The following is a 14,905-nucleotide window of genomic DNA, read 5'->3' as shown; positions in this document are numbered from 1 at the left end:
GGCTCCGCGCCGGGGTGACACCCTTTTTCTAAGATTGCACCATGAAGAACGAACCGCAGGAACGCTCCGTCCGCACGCTCCGCGTGGGCGAGCAGGTGCGCCACGTCCTGTCCGAGATCCTGCAGCGCGGCGACGTCCATGACGAGACGCTGGCCAAGCACATGGTGTCGGTGACCGAAGTGCGCATGTCGCCGGACCTGCGCCACGCGACCGTGTTCGTGAAGCCGCTGCTCGGCAAGGATGAGGAGGCGGTGCTGAAGGCGCTGCGCACCAACACCGCCTATCTGCAGCGCGAGGTCGCCCACCGCGTGAAGATGAAGTACGCGGCCAAGCTCAAGTTCCTGGCCGACGACAGCTTCGAGGAAGCCAGCCACATCGACGCGCTGCTGCGTGCGCCCAAGGTCGCGCAGGACCTCGGCGACGAGCCCGACGGCGACGATTGACGTTCCGGCCGGTAAGACACATCTTACCGCCATGGGTGCGCAAACTACCATGTCCGAAAAGGGCCAGGTCGTCATTCCGAAGGATGTGCGGGATGCGCTTGGGTTTGCCCCGGGGCAGCGGTTCGAGGTGATTCGTACCGGTCGCGGCGTGCTCCTCCAGCCATCCGCGATGAAGAGCGGCCGGAGCAGCGAAGAACTGCTCCGCGAGATCCGCAAGATCACGGCGAGCTACAAGGGCCCACCCGTCACGATCGATGAGATGAACGACACTGTCGCCGCCGAATGGGCGAAGAGCGGCACGCGCGGCGAGTGGTGAAGGCGCTCGACACCAACGTCGTGCTGCGCTTGCTGGTCCCGGACGATCCCGATCAGACCCGCCTAGCCGAGGAGCAGATGCAGGGCCCTGTCCTGCTGCCCCTCACGGTCCTGCTGGAGACTGCGTGGGTCCTGGGTTCGCGCTACGGCTTCTCTCGCGCACAGATCGTGTCGATTCTCACCCATTTGCTCGACCAGCCGCAACTTACCGCCGAGGCCATGGATCAACTGCCCTGGGCGCTGGAGCGCTATGCAGCCGGGGGCGATCTTGCGGATATGCTGCACCTCGTCGCCGCACGGGGAGCCGATGCGTTCGTCACCTTCGATCGCGCGATCGCCAAGTCGGCAGGCCCGAACAGCCCTCTTCCCGTCGAGACCCTCGCCTGATGGCCAAGCTCTATTTCTACTACGCTTCCATGAATGCCGGGAAGTCGACCACCCTGCTGCAGGCGGACTTCAACTATCGGGAGCGGGGGCTCACGACACTGTTGTTCACGGCGGCGCTGGACGACCGGGCGGGCGCGGGGACGATCGGGTCGCGCATCGGCCTGTCGGCGCCGGCGGCGATGTTCGATGCCGCAACCGACCTTCACGCCGCCGTCGCTGCCGAGCCGGCGCCGGTCGGCTGCGTGCTGGTGGACGAGGCGCAGTTCCTCTCGACGGAGCAGGTGGACCAGCTCGCGCGGGTCGCTGACGAACTGAACGTGCCGGTGCTCGCCTATGGCCTGCGCACCGATTTCCAGGGCGTGCTGTTCCCGGGCTCGGCGCGGCTGCTCGCGATCGCCGACGCGCTGGTGGAGATCAAGTCGGTGTGCGTGTGCGGGCGCAAGGCGACCATGAACCTGCGCGTCGATGCGGCGGGCCGTGCCGTGCGCGAGGGCGCGCAGACGGAGATCGGCGGCAACGACCGCTACCTCGCGCTGTGCCGCAAGCATTTCTGCGAGGCGATGCGCGGGTAGGCGATCGACAAACCTCCCCCGTTTGCCTCGAGTAGGGATCGAGCTTGTCGAGAGCCCGTGTCGGGAGGGCTGCGCCCGGTCTCTCGACACGCCGTCTCGACAAGCTCGACGGCTGCTCGAGACGAACGGGAAAGGAATAAGGCTCGGGCTTGCGGCGGGTCGCGTGCATCGCCACTGACACACCCATCATGGACATTGCACAAACCGCTTGGACCATTGCCGTGTGGCTCGTGCCGCTGGTGATCGCCATCGTCTTTCACGAGGTCGCGCATGGCGTGGTCGCCAATTGGCTGGGGGATCCGACCGCGGCCGAGCAGCGGCGGCTGACGTTCAACCCGATCCGCCACGCCGACCCGATCGGCACCGTCGCGCTGCCGCTGGTGCTGGCCGTCTCGGGCACGCCGGTGTTCGGCTGGGCCAAGCCGGTGCCGGTGAATGCGGGGCGCCTGCGCAACCCACGCTGGCACATGGTGCTGGTGGCGCTCGCCGGACCTGGCATCAACCTGCTGCTGGCGCTCACCGCCGCGCTGCTGATCGCCGTTGTGGCGGCGATCACCGGCGAGGAGGCGGGGATCGTCAGCCGCTTTGTCGTCAGCAATCTTCTCAACTTCGTGCTGATCAACCTCTTCCTGGCGGTGTTCAACCTGATGCCGGTGCCGCCGTTCGACGGCGGGCACGTGGTGGAGGGGCTGCTGCCGCGACCGCTCGCCTATCGCTACGCGCAGCTCGGGCGCTTCGGCATCCCGATGCTAGTGCTCCTGCTGCTGGTGCTGCCGATGCTGTCGCCGCAGCTGAACGTGGTCGAGCGCGTGGTGTCGCCGATCGTGTTCGGACTGGCCGAGGCGTTGCTACGCCTCGTCGGGCTGGGGGGCTGAGATGCACGGCTGGATATTGCTCGACAAGCCGCTGGGGCTCGGCTCCACGCAAGGGGTGAGCGCGGTCAAGCGCGCGCTGCGCGACGGCGGCTATGGCCGGTTCAAGGTCGGCCACGGCGGCACGCTCGATCCGCTCGCGACCGGGGTGCTGCCGATCGCCTTGGGGGAGGCGACCAAGCTCGCCGGGCGGATGCTCGACAGCGACAAGGTATATGATTTCACCGTGCAGTTTGGGGCGCAGACCGACACGCTTGACCGCGAAGGGGCGGTGATCGCGGAGTCCGACGTGCGCCCTACCCGCGCCGCCCTGGAGGCGGTGCTGGCGCAGTTCACCGGCCCGATCGCACAGGTGCCGCCCGCGTACTCGGCGCTCAAGGTCGATGGCCAGCGCGCCTATGATCTTGCGCGGGCGGGGGAGGAGGTCGTGCTCAAGAGTCGCGACGTCACGATCCACGCGCTGACGATCGCCGAGGCGGGCGATGGCGCGCTGGAGGAGGCCACCCTTACCGCCCATGTCTCGAAGGGCACCTATATCCGCAGCCTCGCGCGCGACATCGCGCTGGCGCTGGGCAGCGTCGGCCATGTGACGATGCTGCGACGGGTGAAGGCCGGGCCGTTCGGGCTCGACGCGGCCATTTCGCTGGACAAATTGGCGGAACTCGGTAAGGGCCACGCGCTTGCACAAGCGCTTCTGCCATTGAGGGCAGGGCTGGACGACATCCCGGCTTTTTCCCTCACCCCCGACCAGGCAGGGCGGCTCCGCCAGGGGCAGCAGTTGGTCGGGATCGCCGCTGACGATGGTCAGGCCTTTGCGACGCTGGACGATGTTCCGGTCGCGCTGGTCGAGGTCCAGCACGGGGTCGCCCGTGTCGTTCGCGGCTTCAACCTCGAATAGAAAGGACGACGATGTCGATCACCCCGGAGCGCAAGGAAGCGCTGATCAACGAACACGCCCGCGAGAGCGGTGACACCGGCAGCCCCGAGGTCCAGGTCGCGATCCTGACCGAGCGGATTTCCAACCTGACCGAGCACTTCAAGACCCACGCGAAGGACAACCATTCGCGCCGCGGTCTGCTGATGCTGGTCAACAAGCGTCGTTCGCTGCTCGACTACCTTCGCAAGAAGGATGCCGAGCGCTACACCGCGCTGATCGCGAAGCTGGGTCTTCGCAAGTAAGGAACGGCGCCCCGCGGGGCGCCGTTTTCTTATCCCCACATTGCCGGGGATATGGCACAAGGGCGCCGCCGCCTTCGGCGGCATCCACGAAATTCCTCCGACGTCTCTCTGCTGAAGCAGGACACGAAGGAGCAAGCAGGACCGGGCGCAATCCGGCGATCTGGTCCCGAGCCCTAAGCGGCTCATCCCTGCGGGCGGTGCCCGCAAGCTGCCCCGGCCGGCATCGGGCCGCCGGAGTGAAGGAAACGACATGTTCGATATCAAGAAGACCAGCATCGAGTGGGGCGGCAAGACCCTGACGCTCGAGACGGGCCGCGTCGCCCGCCAGGCCGATGGCGCGGTGATCGCGACCCTCGGCGAGACGGTGGTGCTGTGCGCCGTGACCGCCGCGCGCTCGGTGAAGGAAGGCCAGGACTTCTTCCCGCTGACCGTCCACTATCAGGAGAAGTATTCGGCCGCGGGTCGTATCCCCGGCGGCTTCTTCAAGCGTGAGCGCGGTGCGACCGAAAAGGAAACGCTGACCAGCCGCCTGATCGATCGCCCGATCCGCCCGCTGTTCCCGGAAGGCTTCTACAACGAGATCAACGTCATCGCTCAGGTGCTGAGCTATGACGGCGAGAACGAGCCGGACATCGTCGCGATGATCGCCGCGTCCGCTGCCCTCACCATCTCGGGCGTGCCGTTCATGGGCCCGATCGGCGCGGCGCGCGTCGGCTACCAGGATGGCGAGTACATCCTTAACCCGACGCTGGAGCAGACCAAGGCCGGCGAGCTCGACCTGGTCGTCGCCGCAACCCACGACGCGGTGATGATGGTCGAATCCGAAGCCAAGGAGCTTTCGGAAGAGGTCATGCTGGGCGCCGTCGTGTTCGCGCACCAGGAATCGAAGAAGATCGTCGAGGCGATCATCGACCTGGCCGAGCAGGCTGCCAAGGACCCCTGGGAGCTGACCCCGGTCGCCGACCAGTCCAAGCAGAAGAAGAAGCTGAAGGACCTGATCGGCGCCGACCTCGCCGCCGCCTACAAGCTTACGGCCAAGCAGGACCGCCAGAACGCGATCAACGACGCCCGCACCAAGGCGCGCGAAGCGTTCGCGGACCTGAAGGAAAGCGACCCCGCGCAGTATCTGGGCGTCCTCAAGCTCGTGAAGAAGCTCGAGGCGGACGTGGTGCGCACCGCGATCCTGAAGGAAGGCCGCCGCATCGACGGTCGCGACACGAAGACGGTGCGTCCGATCGAGGCGATGGTGCACTTCCTGCCGCGCACGCACGGCTCGGCGCTGTTCACCCGCGGCGAGACGCAGGCGATCTGCTCGACCACGCTTGGCACCAAGGACGCCGAGCAGATGATCGACGGCCTGAACGGGCTCCACTACGAGCACTTCATGCTGCACTATAACTTCCCGCCCTATTCGGTCGGTGAAGTGGGCCGCTTCGGTGCGCCCGGCCGTCGTGAAGTCGGCCACGGCAAGCTCGCCTGGCGCGCGCTGCACCCGGTGCTGCCGTCGAAGGAAGAGTTTCCCTACACCATCCGCGTTCTGTCCGACATCACCGAGTCCAACGGCTCCTCGTCGATGGCGACGGTGTGCGGCGGTTCGCTGTCGATGATGGACGCGGGCGTTCCGCTCAAGCGTCCGGTCTCGGGCATCGCGATGGGCCTGATCCTGGAGGGCAAGGACTTCGCCGTGATCTCCGACATCCTGGGTGACGAAGATCACCTGGGTGACATGGACTTCAAGGTGGCGGGCACGTCGGAGGGCATCACCAGCCTTCAGATGGACATCAAGATCGCTGGCATCACCGAGGAGATCATGAAGGTCGCGCTGGCGCAGGCGAAGGAAGGCCGTGCGCACATCCTGGGCGAGATGAACAAGGCGCTGGGTGAGACCCGCACCGAGCTCAGCGCCCATGCGCCGCGCATCGAGACCTTCACGATCGACAAGTCGAAGATCCGTGACGTCATCGGCACCGGCGGCAAGGTCATCCGCGAGATCGTCGCCACCACCGGCGCGAAGGTCGACATCGACGACGAGGGCGTGATCAAGGTCAGCTCCTCCGACACCGCGCAGATCGAAGCCGCGATCAACTGGATCAAGGGCATCGTCGAAGAGGCTGAGGTCGGCAAGATCTACACCGGCAAGGTCGTGAACATCGTCGACTTCGGTGCGTTCGTGAACTTCATGGGCGGCAAGGACGGTCTCGTCCACGTCTCCGAGATGAAGAACGAGCGCGTCGAGAAGCCCGGCGACGTCGTCACCGAAGGCCAGGAAGTGAAGGTCAAGGTCCTCGAAGTCGACCAGCGCGGCAAGGTTCGCCTGTCGATGCGCGTTGTCGACCAGGAGACCGGTGCCGAGCTCGAGGACACCCGTCCGGCCCGCGAACCGCGCGAGCCGCGCGGCGATCGCGGTCCGCGCCGTGAGGGTGGTGACCGTGGCGATCGCGGCCCCCGCCGCGAGGGTGGCGAGCGTGGCGGCGAGCGCCGTCGCGAGCGCGGCCCGCGTCGCGAGCGCAGCGAAGGCGAGAACAAGGGCGGTGAGGAAGGCGGCGACATCGGTCTGCCGTCGTTCATCACCGACAAGTGATCGGTCGCTAAAGTCGATCGAAGACGAGGGGCTCGCGGCAACGCGGGCCCCTTTTTCTTGCAGCCCTTCCAATTGCTTGTGCCCTGCGGCCGTGCCATGGAGCGCAGCCGCCTTGGGCGGGGTGGGAGCAGCACGCGTAATGCCGAAGGCGGGAAACCATTTCCTGGAACGCTTGCCGCTCGCCAGCGATCGACCGGTGCTGGGTGTATCGATCACGTTGATCCTGGTCGCGGGCGCCTTCGTCCTGCGCTGGTTTGCGGACCCGTTCCTGCCGAGCGGCTTTCCCTACGTCACCTTCTTCCCGGCGGTGATCGTCAGCTCCTTTCTCTTCGGAGTCCGGCTAGGGGCCTTGTCCGCGCTGCTGTGTGGGTTGCTCGCCTGGTACTATTTCATCCCGGAGTACCGTAGCTTCGACGTTGCGGGGCCGGGCGTGCTCGCCCTCCTCTTCTACGTCTTCGTCGTCGTGACCGACATCGCGCTGGTGCACTGGATGCAGCGTGCCAACCGCAACCTGGCGCGTGAGCGCGAACTGAGCCGGACGCTCGCGGAAACGCGCGAACTGCTGTTTTCCGAACTCCAGCACCGGGTGTCGAACAATCTGCAGGTCGCGGCGGGGCTGCTGTCGGTCCAGAAGCGGCAGGTGGTCGACACGACCGCCCGCGCAGCGCTGGACGAAGCGGCACGCCGGCTGGCACTGATCGGCCGGATCAGCCGCCAGCTCTATGACGCCGGCGGCGCTACGCGCAGCATGCGCGAATTCCTGGAGCCGTTGTGCGCGGACGTGGTGGAGGCGAGCGGGCGTACGGGCGTGCGCTGTTCGATCAACGTGGCGGAAGACGCGCCGCTCTCCCCGGACGCGGCGATCCCGCTCGCGCTCATCGTTGCCGAGGCGATGGCAAATGCGATCGAGCACGGCTTTCGCGACAAGGAGGGCGGCTGCATTGAGGTGCATCTGGCGCGGCACGGTGCCGACATGGTGAAGGTCGAGGTCCGCGATGACGGGGACGGCCTGCCCGATGGCTTCCGGATCGAGGCGTCCGACAGCCTGGGGCTCAAGATCGCGACGATGCTGGCGAGCCAGCTCAACGGGAAGTTCGACCTCATCCGCGAGCACGGGACGACCGCCCGGCTGCTGCTGCCCGCCTGACTGCCGAGGGAACTGCGCACCCGCCCATGCGCTGACCGCGGACACCCTTATCAAAGGAGCACGCCGTGGACGACGAACGGGTCTGGCAGTTCGAGGAAAGCCTGTGGACGGGAGATGCGGAGCACTACCGCGCCTCGATCGATGACGAGAGTGTGATGGTCGTGCCGACCAAGCCGTTCGTCGTCACGGGCATGCAGGCCGCCGATGCGGTTTCGGACACGCCGCGGTGGGAGTCCGTGGCCTTCTCCAACCAGCAGATCATGCGACCGCAGGAAGGCTTGATCGTGATCGGCTATACGGCGGAGGCCAGCCGTGGCGAGGAGCGCTATGTCGCGCACTGCACCTCTACCTATCGCCGGCTGGCGCATGAGGAATGGCGCGTGGTCCAGCATCAACAGACGCCGCCGCCGGTCGCGGAAGCCAGAGAAGCCTGAAGCTGGTGAGTGGGGAGCTTCTGTTGCCCGGTGCTCCCCGTACCGCTGGAATCCGCTTCTGTTGCCCGGTGCGGTCCAACCGCGCATTTTAGTCTAACCTTAGGCCGTTAAGCCGTGGGGTTAGGCCGCAATAGCGAGTGCTTCGTTATCGTTGGCACTTGTGTAATGGGCCGTTGCGGTGGTCCCATTCCGAGCGAAAACAGCGCCTTTCAACACACGTCGATCCTGGTTCGGCCCCGTCAGGACCGGCCTGGAAGGCTGGTTCTGGTGGAGCCGCCGGGTACTGCCCCCGGGTCCGCTGCGCCTAGTCTACGCCGCAGTTTATCGCCATATCCGGCCGAAGCCGGCAGAAGCGCATATAGCCACTCGGTTTCGGCAATTAAAGCCTGCCGCGGTCTTTTCATGGCCACAAAGGGCTGGCATGGGCTGCATCCAAGATGTTGACCCAGCGTTCCCGTTATGCGCTGCGCGCAATGTTGTTCCTGGCCGCCCAACCTCCGAGCGTCGCACCCACCCCGATGCACCGGATCGCGACCGGGGCCAATGTCCCGCGCAAGTTCCTCGAACTGATCCTCGCGGATCTGCGCGAGGCGGGGTTCCTGCTGTCCACGCGCGGCAAGGCGGGCGGCTATCGCCTCGCCCGTCCCAGCCACCTGATCTCGCTGGGAGAAATCATCCGCGTGATCGAGGGGCCGCTGGCGCTGGTGCCCTGCGTGAGCCGGACGGCCTATCGTCCCTGCAACGACTGCAAGGACGAGGCGGCCTGCGCGATCCGCATCGCCATGGCACGGGTGCGGGACGAGACCGCCCGCATCCTCGACGGCACCAGCCTGGCGGACGCGACGGCCGAGGAACTGGCCGCCGCCTGACGCCTTGGCGCCGCCTGGTTCCCGCACCGGACGCCCCGGCGCGGGAACTGCCCGGCTCAGTCGCGCTTCATGGCCTCCAGCAGCCGCTTCACTTCCTGGGAGCGGCCGCGCGGCAGGATGAGGATGTCCTCGCCGCTCGCAACGACGATCAGGTCCTTGACCCCGACCATGGAGATGCGGGCGCGGTCGCTGCGGACCAGGCAGCCGCTGGTCTCCAGCATCAGCACCTCGGGACCCGCGACATTGTCGTTTTCGTCGCGGGCGCTGATCGCGTGGAGCGCGTCCCAGCTGCCGACGTCGCTCCACCCCATCGTCACCGGGACGACCGCGACCTGCGCCGCCTTTTCCATCACGGCATAGTCGATCGACTCCGACGGCGAGGCGGCAAAGGCTTCGGCTTCGGGATAGACGCGCTTGCCCTCATGCCGGGCGCGGCTCATCGCCGTTTCGGCAGCGACGCGCATTTCGGGCGCATGGGTGCCGAGCGCGCCCAGATACATGTCGGCGCGGAACAGGAAGATGCCCCCGTTCCAGGCGTGGCTGCCATCGGTCAGCATCGCCTCCGCCTTCTCCCGCGCGGGCTTCTCCACGAAACGGTCGACGCGGTGGGCACCGGGCGCGATCTCTTCGCCCACCTTGATCCAGCCATAGCCGGTCTCCGGCGAATCGGGGGCGATGCCGAAGGTGACCAGCCAGCCTTCCGCGACCAGCGGCAGCGCCGCCTCGATGGCGGCGTGGAAGGCGGGCACGTCGGCGATGACGTGGTCGGACGGCATCACCAGCAGCGGGGTGGCGTCCCCGCCGGCCGCCACCGCCGCCAAGGCGATCGCGGGCGCGGTGTTGCGTCCCATCGGCTCCAGCACGAGCGCCTGGGCCGCGGCACCGATCTCGCCGAGCTGGTCCTCGATCTCCTGCGCGTGGGCGGCGTTCGCCACCACGATCGGCGCGCCGAACCGGGGCCCGGACGCCCGGCGCGCGGTCAGCTGGAGCATGGTCTCCTCGGCGGTCAGGCAGAGCAGCTGCTTGGGGCGCTCCCGCGTGGAGATGGGCCACAGCCGTGTCCCGGACCCTCCCGACAGGATGACGGGGACGATCGCGGTTGCGGACTGCATGTGGCGCTTCTCCATGGAAAATGAGATATGCCCCGAAGGATGCGGGGCATTAGACGTCAGGATGACGCAGCGCACAACGCACGGTCGGCGTCTGTGTTCAGCTTTTCTTTGGGTATTGTTGCAAGAGGGGAGGGGTGCCGACCGGGTTCTCACGCCCGGCCAGGAAATCGGGCGTCATGATCAGGCTGTTCAAGCACTACATACCCCATGCCGTGCTGTTGCTCGGGATGCTGGACTTCGCGCTGTTGCTGGTGGCGGCGGAGCTGGGCTGGATCGTGCGCGCCGGGCAGATCGGCATGGTCGCAGAGCCGATCCAGACGCGCATTCCCGAATTGCTGAGCTTCGCCGCGGCACTGGAACTCGCGATGATCGCGGTCGGCGTCTACGGGGCGGAGGCGCTCCAGTCGCTGCGCTTTGCCGCCGCCCGGCTGATCGTCGCCATCGCGCTGGGCGCGATCGCGCTGGCGGCGCTGTTCTTCCTGATCCCCACGATCACCTTCTGGCGCTCCAACCTGCTCTACGCGATGGGGTTCGCCGTCGTCCTGCTGCTGATGCTCCGGATCCTGCTCGGGCGGACGCTCGGAGGCCACGTCTTCAAGCGGCGCGTGGTGGTGCTGGGCGCCGGCCCCCGTGCCGCGCGGCTGAAGGCACTGGCACGGGCGCCGGGCGCTGCCTTTGTCGTGGTCGGCTATGTCGGCATGGGGGACGCGCAGCCGGTGATGCCGGAGGCGATCGGACGCGAGGCGATCAACAACCTGGCCGAGCACGTCGTGCTGCTCAACGCGAGCGAAGTGGTGCTTGCCCTGGAGGAACGGCGCAACGCGCTCCCGCTCAAGGACCTGCTGCGGATCAAAACCACCGGCGTCCACGTCAACGAGCTCTCGACCTTTCTGGAGCGCGAGACCGGGCGCGTCGACCTGGACAGCGTGAACCCGTCCTGGCTGATCTTCTCCGACGGATTCTCGTCGGGCCGGGTGTTCTCCAGCATGTTCAAGCGGCTGTTCGACGTGACCGTCAGCCTGCTGCTGCTCGTCCTGGTGCTGCCGGTGCTGGTGCTCGCGGTGCTTGCGGTGAAGCTCGACAGCCGCGGACCGGCCTTCTACCGCCAGCGCCGGATCGGCCTCTATGGCCTCGCCTTCGACATCATCAAGCTGCGCTCGATGCGGGTGGATGCGGAGGTCGGGGGCAACGCCGTCTGGGCCGAAAAGGATGATCCGCGCATCACGCGGGTAGGCCGCATCCTGCGCAAGCTGCGGATCGACGAACTGCCCCAGTGCTGGAGCGTGCTGAAGGGCGACATGAGCTTCGTCGGCCCGCGCCCCGAGCGCCCCCAGTTCGTCGACGATCTCGAGCAGCAGCTTCCCTATTATGCCGAACGGCACATGGTGAAGCCCGGCATCACCGGTTGGGCGCAGATCAACTATCCCTATGGCGCCTCGATCGAGGATTCGCGCCAGAAGCTCGAATACGACCTCTACTACGCCAAGAACTACTCGCCCTTCCTGGACCTGCTGATCCTGCTCCAGACGGTGCGGGTGGTGCTCTGGCCCGAGGGCGCGCGCTGAATGCTGCCCGACCTCATCCTGTGGAGCCATGCGCTGGCCGCGCTGCTGTTCGGGATGCTTGCGATCTGGGCGGTGCGCAGCCGCGAGCTGCCGCGCGTGATCCGCGTCAGCTTTGCCGCGGCGCTGGTGCTGACGGCGCTCTGGGCCCTGTCGGTCGCCGGCATCGGCAATGCGGAGCCCGTCACCGTGGTGGTGGAGGGATTGCGCAACCTCGCCTGGCTGGCCGTCATGCTGGCGATCCACCGCTGGGGCGGTGCGCGCTACCTGACGCTGCCGATCGCCTATGCGGTGGTGGCGCTGGTGGTCGCGTTGCAGGTGGTCCTGCAACTGCTGGCGACCGGGGCGAAGCCGGAAGCCGTGGCCACCGGGCTGATGCGCGCCGCGCTGCTGATGCGCGCCCTGTCGGCAGCGGGGGGACTGGTGCTGCTCTATGGGTTGAGCACGGGGCTCGGCCGATCGGGACTGCGGCTGGCGATGACCGCGATCGGGGCATTGTGGCTGATCGACGTCAACCTGAGCGCGCTCCGCTATCTGACCGGGGACGCACCGGGCGAGTTCCAGGCGATGCGCGGGCTGGCACTGGCGCTGCTCGCCGCCGTCATCGCGCTTGCCTTCCACCGCAGCGGCGGGCGCGAGTTGCGGGTGTCCCGCACCGCGACGTTGCACTCGCTCTCCGTTCTGGGCCTGGTGGGCTATGTGCTCGTCATGATCGCGGGCAACGCGGCCTTGGCGAGCCTGGGGGGCGGGCATGCGCGCGTTCTCCAGACGGCGTTCGTCTTCGGATCGACCGCCGCGCTGCTGACGCTGATGTCGTCGACCTGGCTGCGCGCCTGGGTCCGGGTCAAGCTCACCAAGCACCTGTTCCAGCACCGTTACGACTATCGTGTCGAATGGGCCCGCTTCACCGAGACGCTGGGGCGGCCGCAGGGCGGCGCGCCGCTCGCCGAGCGCGTGGTCAAGGCGATCGCGGACCTTACCCAGTCCCCCGCGGGCATGCTGCTGATCGCGGGCGAGGAGGGGCTGGAGCGCGCCGCCGGCTGGAACTGGCCGATGGAGGGGCCGACGCCGGAGCCTGCCGCTGCCCTCGCCCGGCATCTGGCGGAGAGCGGACGGGTGCTGGAGCTGGATGCAGTTCGCTCGGGCAACGCCGAGCGGATGGATGCGGAGGCGATCCCCGCCTGGATGCTGGACCTCGCGGATGCCTGGGTGGTCGTGCCGCTGCCGCACCTGGGGCAGCTCGTCGGCGCGATCCTGGTGGCGCGGCCGCCGGTCGACCGAGCGCTCGACTGGGAAGATTTCGACCTGCTCAAGATCGCGGGGCGCCAGGTCGCCAGCTATCTGGCCGAGGCGCGCGCGACCGAAGCCCTGTTGGAGGCGCAGCGCTTCGACGAGTTCAACCGGCGCTTCGCCTTCATCCTGCATGACCTGAAGAATTTGGTCAGTCAGCTGAGCCTGGTGGCGCGCAATGCCGAGCGCCATGCCGACAATCCGGAGTTCCGCGCGGACATGGTGGCGACCTTGCAGGAGTCCGCCGCGCGGATGAACGACCTGCTGGCGCGGCTTGCGCAGCGGCAGCCGGCGGCGGCGGGCATGCCAAGGCCGCTCGACCTGGTGGCGCTGGCGCATGGGATTGCCGACGCGCGGCGCGCCCAGCATGCGGTGCGCGTGGAGGCCGAGGAACCGGTCCGCGCGATTGCCGATGCGGCGCGGCTGGAACAGCTGCTGGGGCATCTGGTCCAGAACGCCGTGGAGGCGAGCGCGCCGGACATGCCGGTGATGCTGCGCGTGCGCCATGCGGAGGACATGGCAGCCATCGAGGTCATCGACTGCGGCCAGGGCATGTCGCCGGCATTCGTGCGCGAACGTCTGTTCAAGCCGTTCGTCTCCTCGAAAGCCGGCGGTTTCGGGATCGGCGCGTTCGAGGCAAGCCAGCTGGCGCAGGCGATGGGCGGACGGGTCGAGGTGACCACCCGCGAGGGGCAGGGATCGACGTTCCGCGTGTTGCTGCCGCGTGCCCCGCACTCAACCATGGAGGAGGCGGCATGAGCGCCGAGATGCGACGGCTGCTGATCGTCGAGGACGACCTGGGCCTCCAGCGGCAGCTGCGCTGGGCCTATGAGGGCTATGCGATCACGGCGGTGGGCGACGGTGCGGCGGCGCTCGCGGCGCTCCGGGCGGAGGAGCCCCAGGTAGTGACGCTCGACCTGGGGTTGCCGCCGGACCCGGACGGCACCAGCGAGGGCTTCGCCACGCTGGAGGCGATGCTGGCGCTGAAGCCGGACACCAAGATCATCGTCGCATCCGGCCACGGTGCCCGTGAAAGCGCGCTGAAGGCGATCGCGATGGGTGCGTTCGATTTCTATTCGAAACCGATCGACATCGACACGCTGGGGCTGATCGTCGCGCGCGCGTTCCACGTCCATGCGCTGGAGGCGGAGAACCGACGGCTGGCCGCGAGGATCGAGGGCGAGACGGCGCTGGGCGGCATGCTCACCGCCGCGCCGGAGATGCTCAAGGTCACGCGCACCATCGAGCGGGTGGCGCCCGCCGACGTGTCGGTGCTGCTGCTGGGGGCGTCCGGCACCGGCAAGGAACTGCTGGCGCGCGGGCTGCACGACGCGAGCCCGCGCGCCAAGGGCGCGTTCGTCGCGATCAATTGCGCCGCGATCCCGGAGACGCTGCTCGAAAGCGAGCTGTTCGGGCATGAGAAGGGCGCGTTCACCGGCGCGATCAAGACCACCGCGGGCAAGATCGAGGCTGCGCAGGGCGGCACGCTGTTCCTGGACGAGATCGGCGACGTGCCGCTGCCGTTGCAGGTGAAGCTGCTGCGCTTCCTGCAGGAGCGGGTGATCGAGCGGATCGGCGGGCGCAAGCCGATCCCGGTGGACACCCGCATCGTCTGCGCGACCCACCAGGACCTGGACGCGATGGTGGCGGACGGGCGCTTTCGCGAGGACCTCTACTATCGCCTCGCGGAGATCGTGGTGCGGATCCCGTCGCTGGCTGAACGGCCGGGGGACGCCGGGCTGCTCGCGCGGCACTTTCTACGCCGCTATGCGCGCCAGATGAACGCAGGGGTGACCGGCTTCGCACCCGATGCTCTGGCGGCGATCGATGCCTGGAACTGGCCGGGCAACGTGCGCGAGCTGGAGAACCGGGTGAAGCGCGCCGTCATCATGGCGGACGCCAAGCAGGTCACCGCCGCCGACCTGGACCTCGACCATGGCGAGGCCGAGCCGATCAACCTGAAGGCGATCCGCGAAGAGGCGGACCGCCGCGCGATCCGCCATGCGCTGGCGCGGGCCCAGGGCAACATCTCCGGCACCGCGCGGCTGCTGGGGATCAGCCGGCCGACGCTCTACGACCTGATGAAGGCCTATGACTTGCAGCCGTGAGCTTGCCTGACGCCATCGCGCGCGGGTAGCGCGA

15 protein-coding genes and 1 other RNA gene are annotated in these 14,905 nt (G+C 67.7%); 14 read left to right on the top strand and 2 right to left on the bottom strand.

Translation table 11 applies throughout. The features are described 5' to 3' along the window. The first annotated feature begins 41 nt into the window (after positions 1-41). The 10 genes from rbfA (at position 42) to MHZ35_RS00580 (ending at position 7,930) form a co-directional block, all read left to right on the top strand. Positions 42-443, top strand: coding sequence for a 30S ribosome-binding factor RbfA (gene rbfA / locus MHZ35_RS00625; RefSeq protein ID WP_239433920.1), 402 nt, complete (start codon positions 42-44; stop codon positions 441-443). Between the two features lie 31 nt (positions 444-474). Continuing rightward, positions 475-759 carry an AbrB/MazE/SpoVT family DNA-binding domain-containing protein gene (locus MHZ35_RS00620; RefSeq protein WP_239433919.1) on the top strand — a complete coding sequence of 95 codons (285 nt, stop codon included), beginning with the start codon at positions 475-477 and terminating at the stop codon, positions 757-759. Beyond that, on the top strand, positions 753-1,145 hold the full coding sequence (locus MHZ35_RS00615) for a type II toxin-antitoxin system VapC family toxin (RefSeq protein ID WP_239433918.1): 393 nt from the start codon (positions 753-755) through the stop codon (positions 1,143-1,145). Before MHZ35_RS00620 ends, MHZ35_RS00615 begins: the two co-directional genes overlap by 7 nt. Next, positions 1,145-1,717, top strand: coding sequence for a thymidine kinase (locus MHZ35_RS00610; protein WP_239433917.1), 573 nt, complete (start codon positions 1,145-1,147; stop codon positions 1,715-1,717). The genes MHZ35_RS00615 and MHZ35_RS00610 overlap by 1 nt, the downstream gene beginning before the upstream one ends. A gap of 188 nt (positions 1,718-1,905) precedes the next feature. Beyond that, the gene (locus MHZ35_RS00605; protein WP_239433916.1) at positions 1,906-2,592 is read left to right on the top strand and encodes a site-2 protease family protein; all 687 of its coding nucleotides are present in this window, start codon (positions 1,906-1,908) and stop codon (positions 2,590-2,592) included. Position 2,593: 1 nt separating this feature from the next. After that, complete coding sequence (gene truB, locus MHZ35_RS00600) at positions 2,594-3,487, top strand: tRNA pseudouridine(55) synthase TruB (RefSeq protein WP_239433915.1); 894 nt, start codon at positions 2,594-2,596, stop codon at positions 3,485-3,487. Between the two features lie 11 nt (positions 3,488-3,498). Then, positions 3,499-3,768, top strand: a complete 270-nt coding sequence (gene rpsO / locus MHZ35_RS00595) for a 30S ribosomal protein S15 (protein WP_125962122.1) — start codon at positions 3,499-3,501, stop codon at positions 3,766-3,768. A 250-nt stretch (positions 3,769-4,018) separates the two neighbouring features. Continuing rightward, positions 4,019-6,349, top strand: coding sequence for a polyribonucleotide nucleotidyltransferase (gene pnp / locus MHZ35_RS00590; protein ID WP_239433914.1), 2,331 nt, complete (start codon positions 4,019-4,021; stop codon positions 6,347-6,349). Positions 6,350-6,488: 139 nt separating this feature from the next. Beyond that, entirely contained in the window at positions 6,489-7,496 is a 1,008-nt protein-coding gene (locus MHZ35_RS00585; protein ID WP_239433913.1) for a sensor histidine kinase, read from the top strand. 65 nt (positions 7,497-7,561) lie between these two features. Next, positions 7,562-7,930: a DUF4440 domain-containing protein gene (locus MHZ35_RS00580; RefSeq protein ID WP_239433912.1), complete on the top strand. Its 369-nt coding sequence runs from the start codon at positions 7,562-7,564 to the stop codon at positions 7,928-7,930. Between the two features lie 47 nt (positions 7,931-7,977). On the opposite strand, the gene ssrA is transcribed toward MHZ35_RS00580, so the two are convergent. Further along, positions 7,978-8,318, bottom strand: a transfer-messenger RNA (tmRNA) gene (ssrA, locus tag MHZ35_RS00575). A gap of 49 nt (positions 8,319-8,367) precedes the next feature. Between ssrA and MHZ35_RS00570 the strand changes: the two genes are divergently transcribed. After that, positions 8,368-8,799, top strand: a complete 432-nt coding sequence (locus tag MHZ35_RS00570; protein ID WP_125962126.1) for an RrF2 family transcriptional regulator — start codon at positions 8,368-8,370, stop codon at positions 8,797-8,799. Positions 8,800-8,855: 56 nt separating this feature from the next. Here MHZ35_RS00570 and MHZ35_RS00565 read toward each other — a convergent pair whose 3' ends face one another. Continuing rightward, positions 8,856-9,911, bottom strand: a complete 1,056-nt coding sequence (locus tag MHZ35_RS00565; RefSeq protein WP_239433911.1) for a mannose-1-phosphate guanylyltransferase/mannose-6-phosphate isomerase — start codon at positions 9,909-9,911, stop codon at positions 8,856-8,858. A 176-nt stretch (positions 9,912-10,087) separates the two neighbouring features. Between MHZ35_RS00565 and MHZ35_RS00560 the strand changes: the two genes are divergently transcribed. The 3 genes from MHZ35_RS00560 to prsR are packed head-to-tail and all read left to right on the top strand — an operon-like array spanning position 10,088 to position 14,871. Beyond that, the gene (locus MHZ35_RS00560) at positions 10,088-11,476 is read left to right on the top strand and encodes a TIGR03013 family XrtA/PEP-CTERM system glycosyltransferase (protein WP_239433910.1); all 1,389 of its coding nucleotides are present in this window, start codon (positions 10,088-10,090) and stop codon (positions 11,474-11,476) included. Continuing rightward, positions 11,477-13,522: an XrtA/PEP-CTERM system histidine kinase PrsK gene (prsK, locus tag MHZ35_RS00555; protein WP_239433909.1), complete on the top strand. Its 2,046-nt coding sequence runs from the start codon at positions 11,477-11,479 to the stop codon at positions 13,520-13,522. It abuts the gene before it with no gap. Continuing rightward, complete coding sequence (gene prsR, locus MHZ35_RS00550) at positions 13,519-14,871, top strand: PEP-CTERM-box response regulator transcription factor (RefSeq protein WP_239433908.1); 1,353 nt, start codon at positions 13,519-13,521, stop codon at positions 14,869-14,871. Before prsK ends, prsR begins: the two co-directional genes overlap by 4 nt. Positions 14,872-14,905 lie beyond the last annotated feature (34 nt).

The sequence above is a fragment of the Sphingomonas sp. ACRSK genome, from assembly GCF_022346685.1.
In the GTDB taxonomy this organism is placed as follows: domain Bacteria; phylum Pseudomonadota; class Alphaproteobacteria; order Sphingomonadales; family Sphingomonadaceae; genus Sphingomonas; species Sphingomonas molluscorum.
Note: the sequence above shows the minus strand (reverse complement) of the source record. Positions and strands in the feature narration are given on the sequence as shown.

What these genes read in the sequence shown, in the direction of transcription:
- prsR (WP_239433908.1), top strand. Translation starts at nt 13,519, where the DNA reads ATGAGCGCCGAGATGCGACGGCTGCTGATCGTCGAGGACGACCTGGGC.
- rpsO (WP_125962122.1), top strand. Translation starts at nt 3,499, where the DNA reads ATGTCGATCACCCCGGAGCGCAAGGAAGCGCTGATCAACGAACACGCC.
- rbfA (WP_239433920.1), top strand. Translation starts at nt 42, where the DNA reads ATGAAGAACGAACCGCAGGAACGCTCCGTCCGCACGCTCCGCGTGGGC.
- MHZ35_RS00565 (WP_239433911.1), bottom strand. Translation starts at nt 9,911, where the DNA reads ATGCAGTCCGCAACCGCGATCGTCCCCGTCATCCTGTCGGGAGGGTCC.
- pnp (WP_239433914.1), top strand. Translation starts at nt 4,019, where the DNA reads ATGTTCGATATCAAGAAGACCAGCATCGAGTGGGGCGGCAAGACCCTG.
- MHZ35_RS00585 (WP_239433913.1), top strand. Translation starts at nt 6,489, where the DNA reads ATGCCGAAGGCGGGAAACCATTTCCTGGAACGCTTGCCGCTCGCCAGC.
- prsK (WP_239433909.1), top strand. Translation starts at nt 11,477, where the DNA reads ATGCTGCCCGACCTCATCCTGTGGAGCCATGCGCTGGCCGCGCTGCTG.
- MHZ35_RS00560 (WP_239433910.1), top strand. Translation starts at nt 10,088, where the DNA reads ATGATCAGGCTGTTCAAGCACTACATACCCCATGCCGTGCTGTTGCTC.
- truB (WP_239433915.1), top strand. Translation starts at nt 2,594, where the DNA reads ATGCACGGCTGGATATTGCTCGACAAGCCGCTGGGGCTCGGCTCCACG.
- MHZ35_RS00605 (WP_239433916.1), top strand. Translation starts at nt 1,906, where the DNA reads ATGGACATTGCACAAACCGCTTGGACCATTGCCGTGTGGCTCGTGCCG.
- MHZ35_RS00570 (WP_125962126.1), top strand. Translation starts at nt 8,368, where the DNA reads ATGTTGACCCAGCGTTCCCGTTATGCGCTGCGCGCAATGTTGTTCCTG.
- MHZ35_RS00620 (WP_239433919.1), top strand. Translation starts at nt 475, where the DNA reads ATGGGTGCGCAAACTACCATGTCCGAAAAGGGCCAGGTCGTCATTCCG.
- MHZ35_RS00610 (WP_239433917.1), top strand. Translation starts at nt 1,145, where the DNA reads ATGGCCAAGCTCTATTTCTACTACGCTTCCATGAATGCCGGGAAGTCG.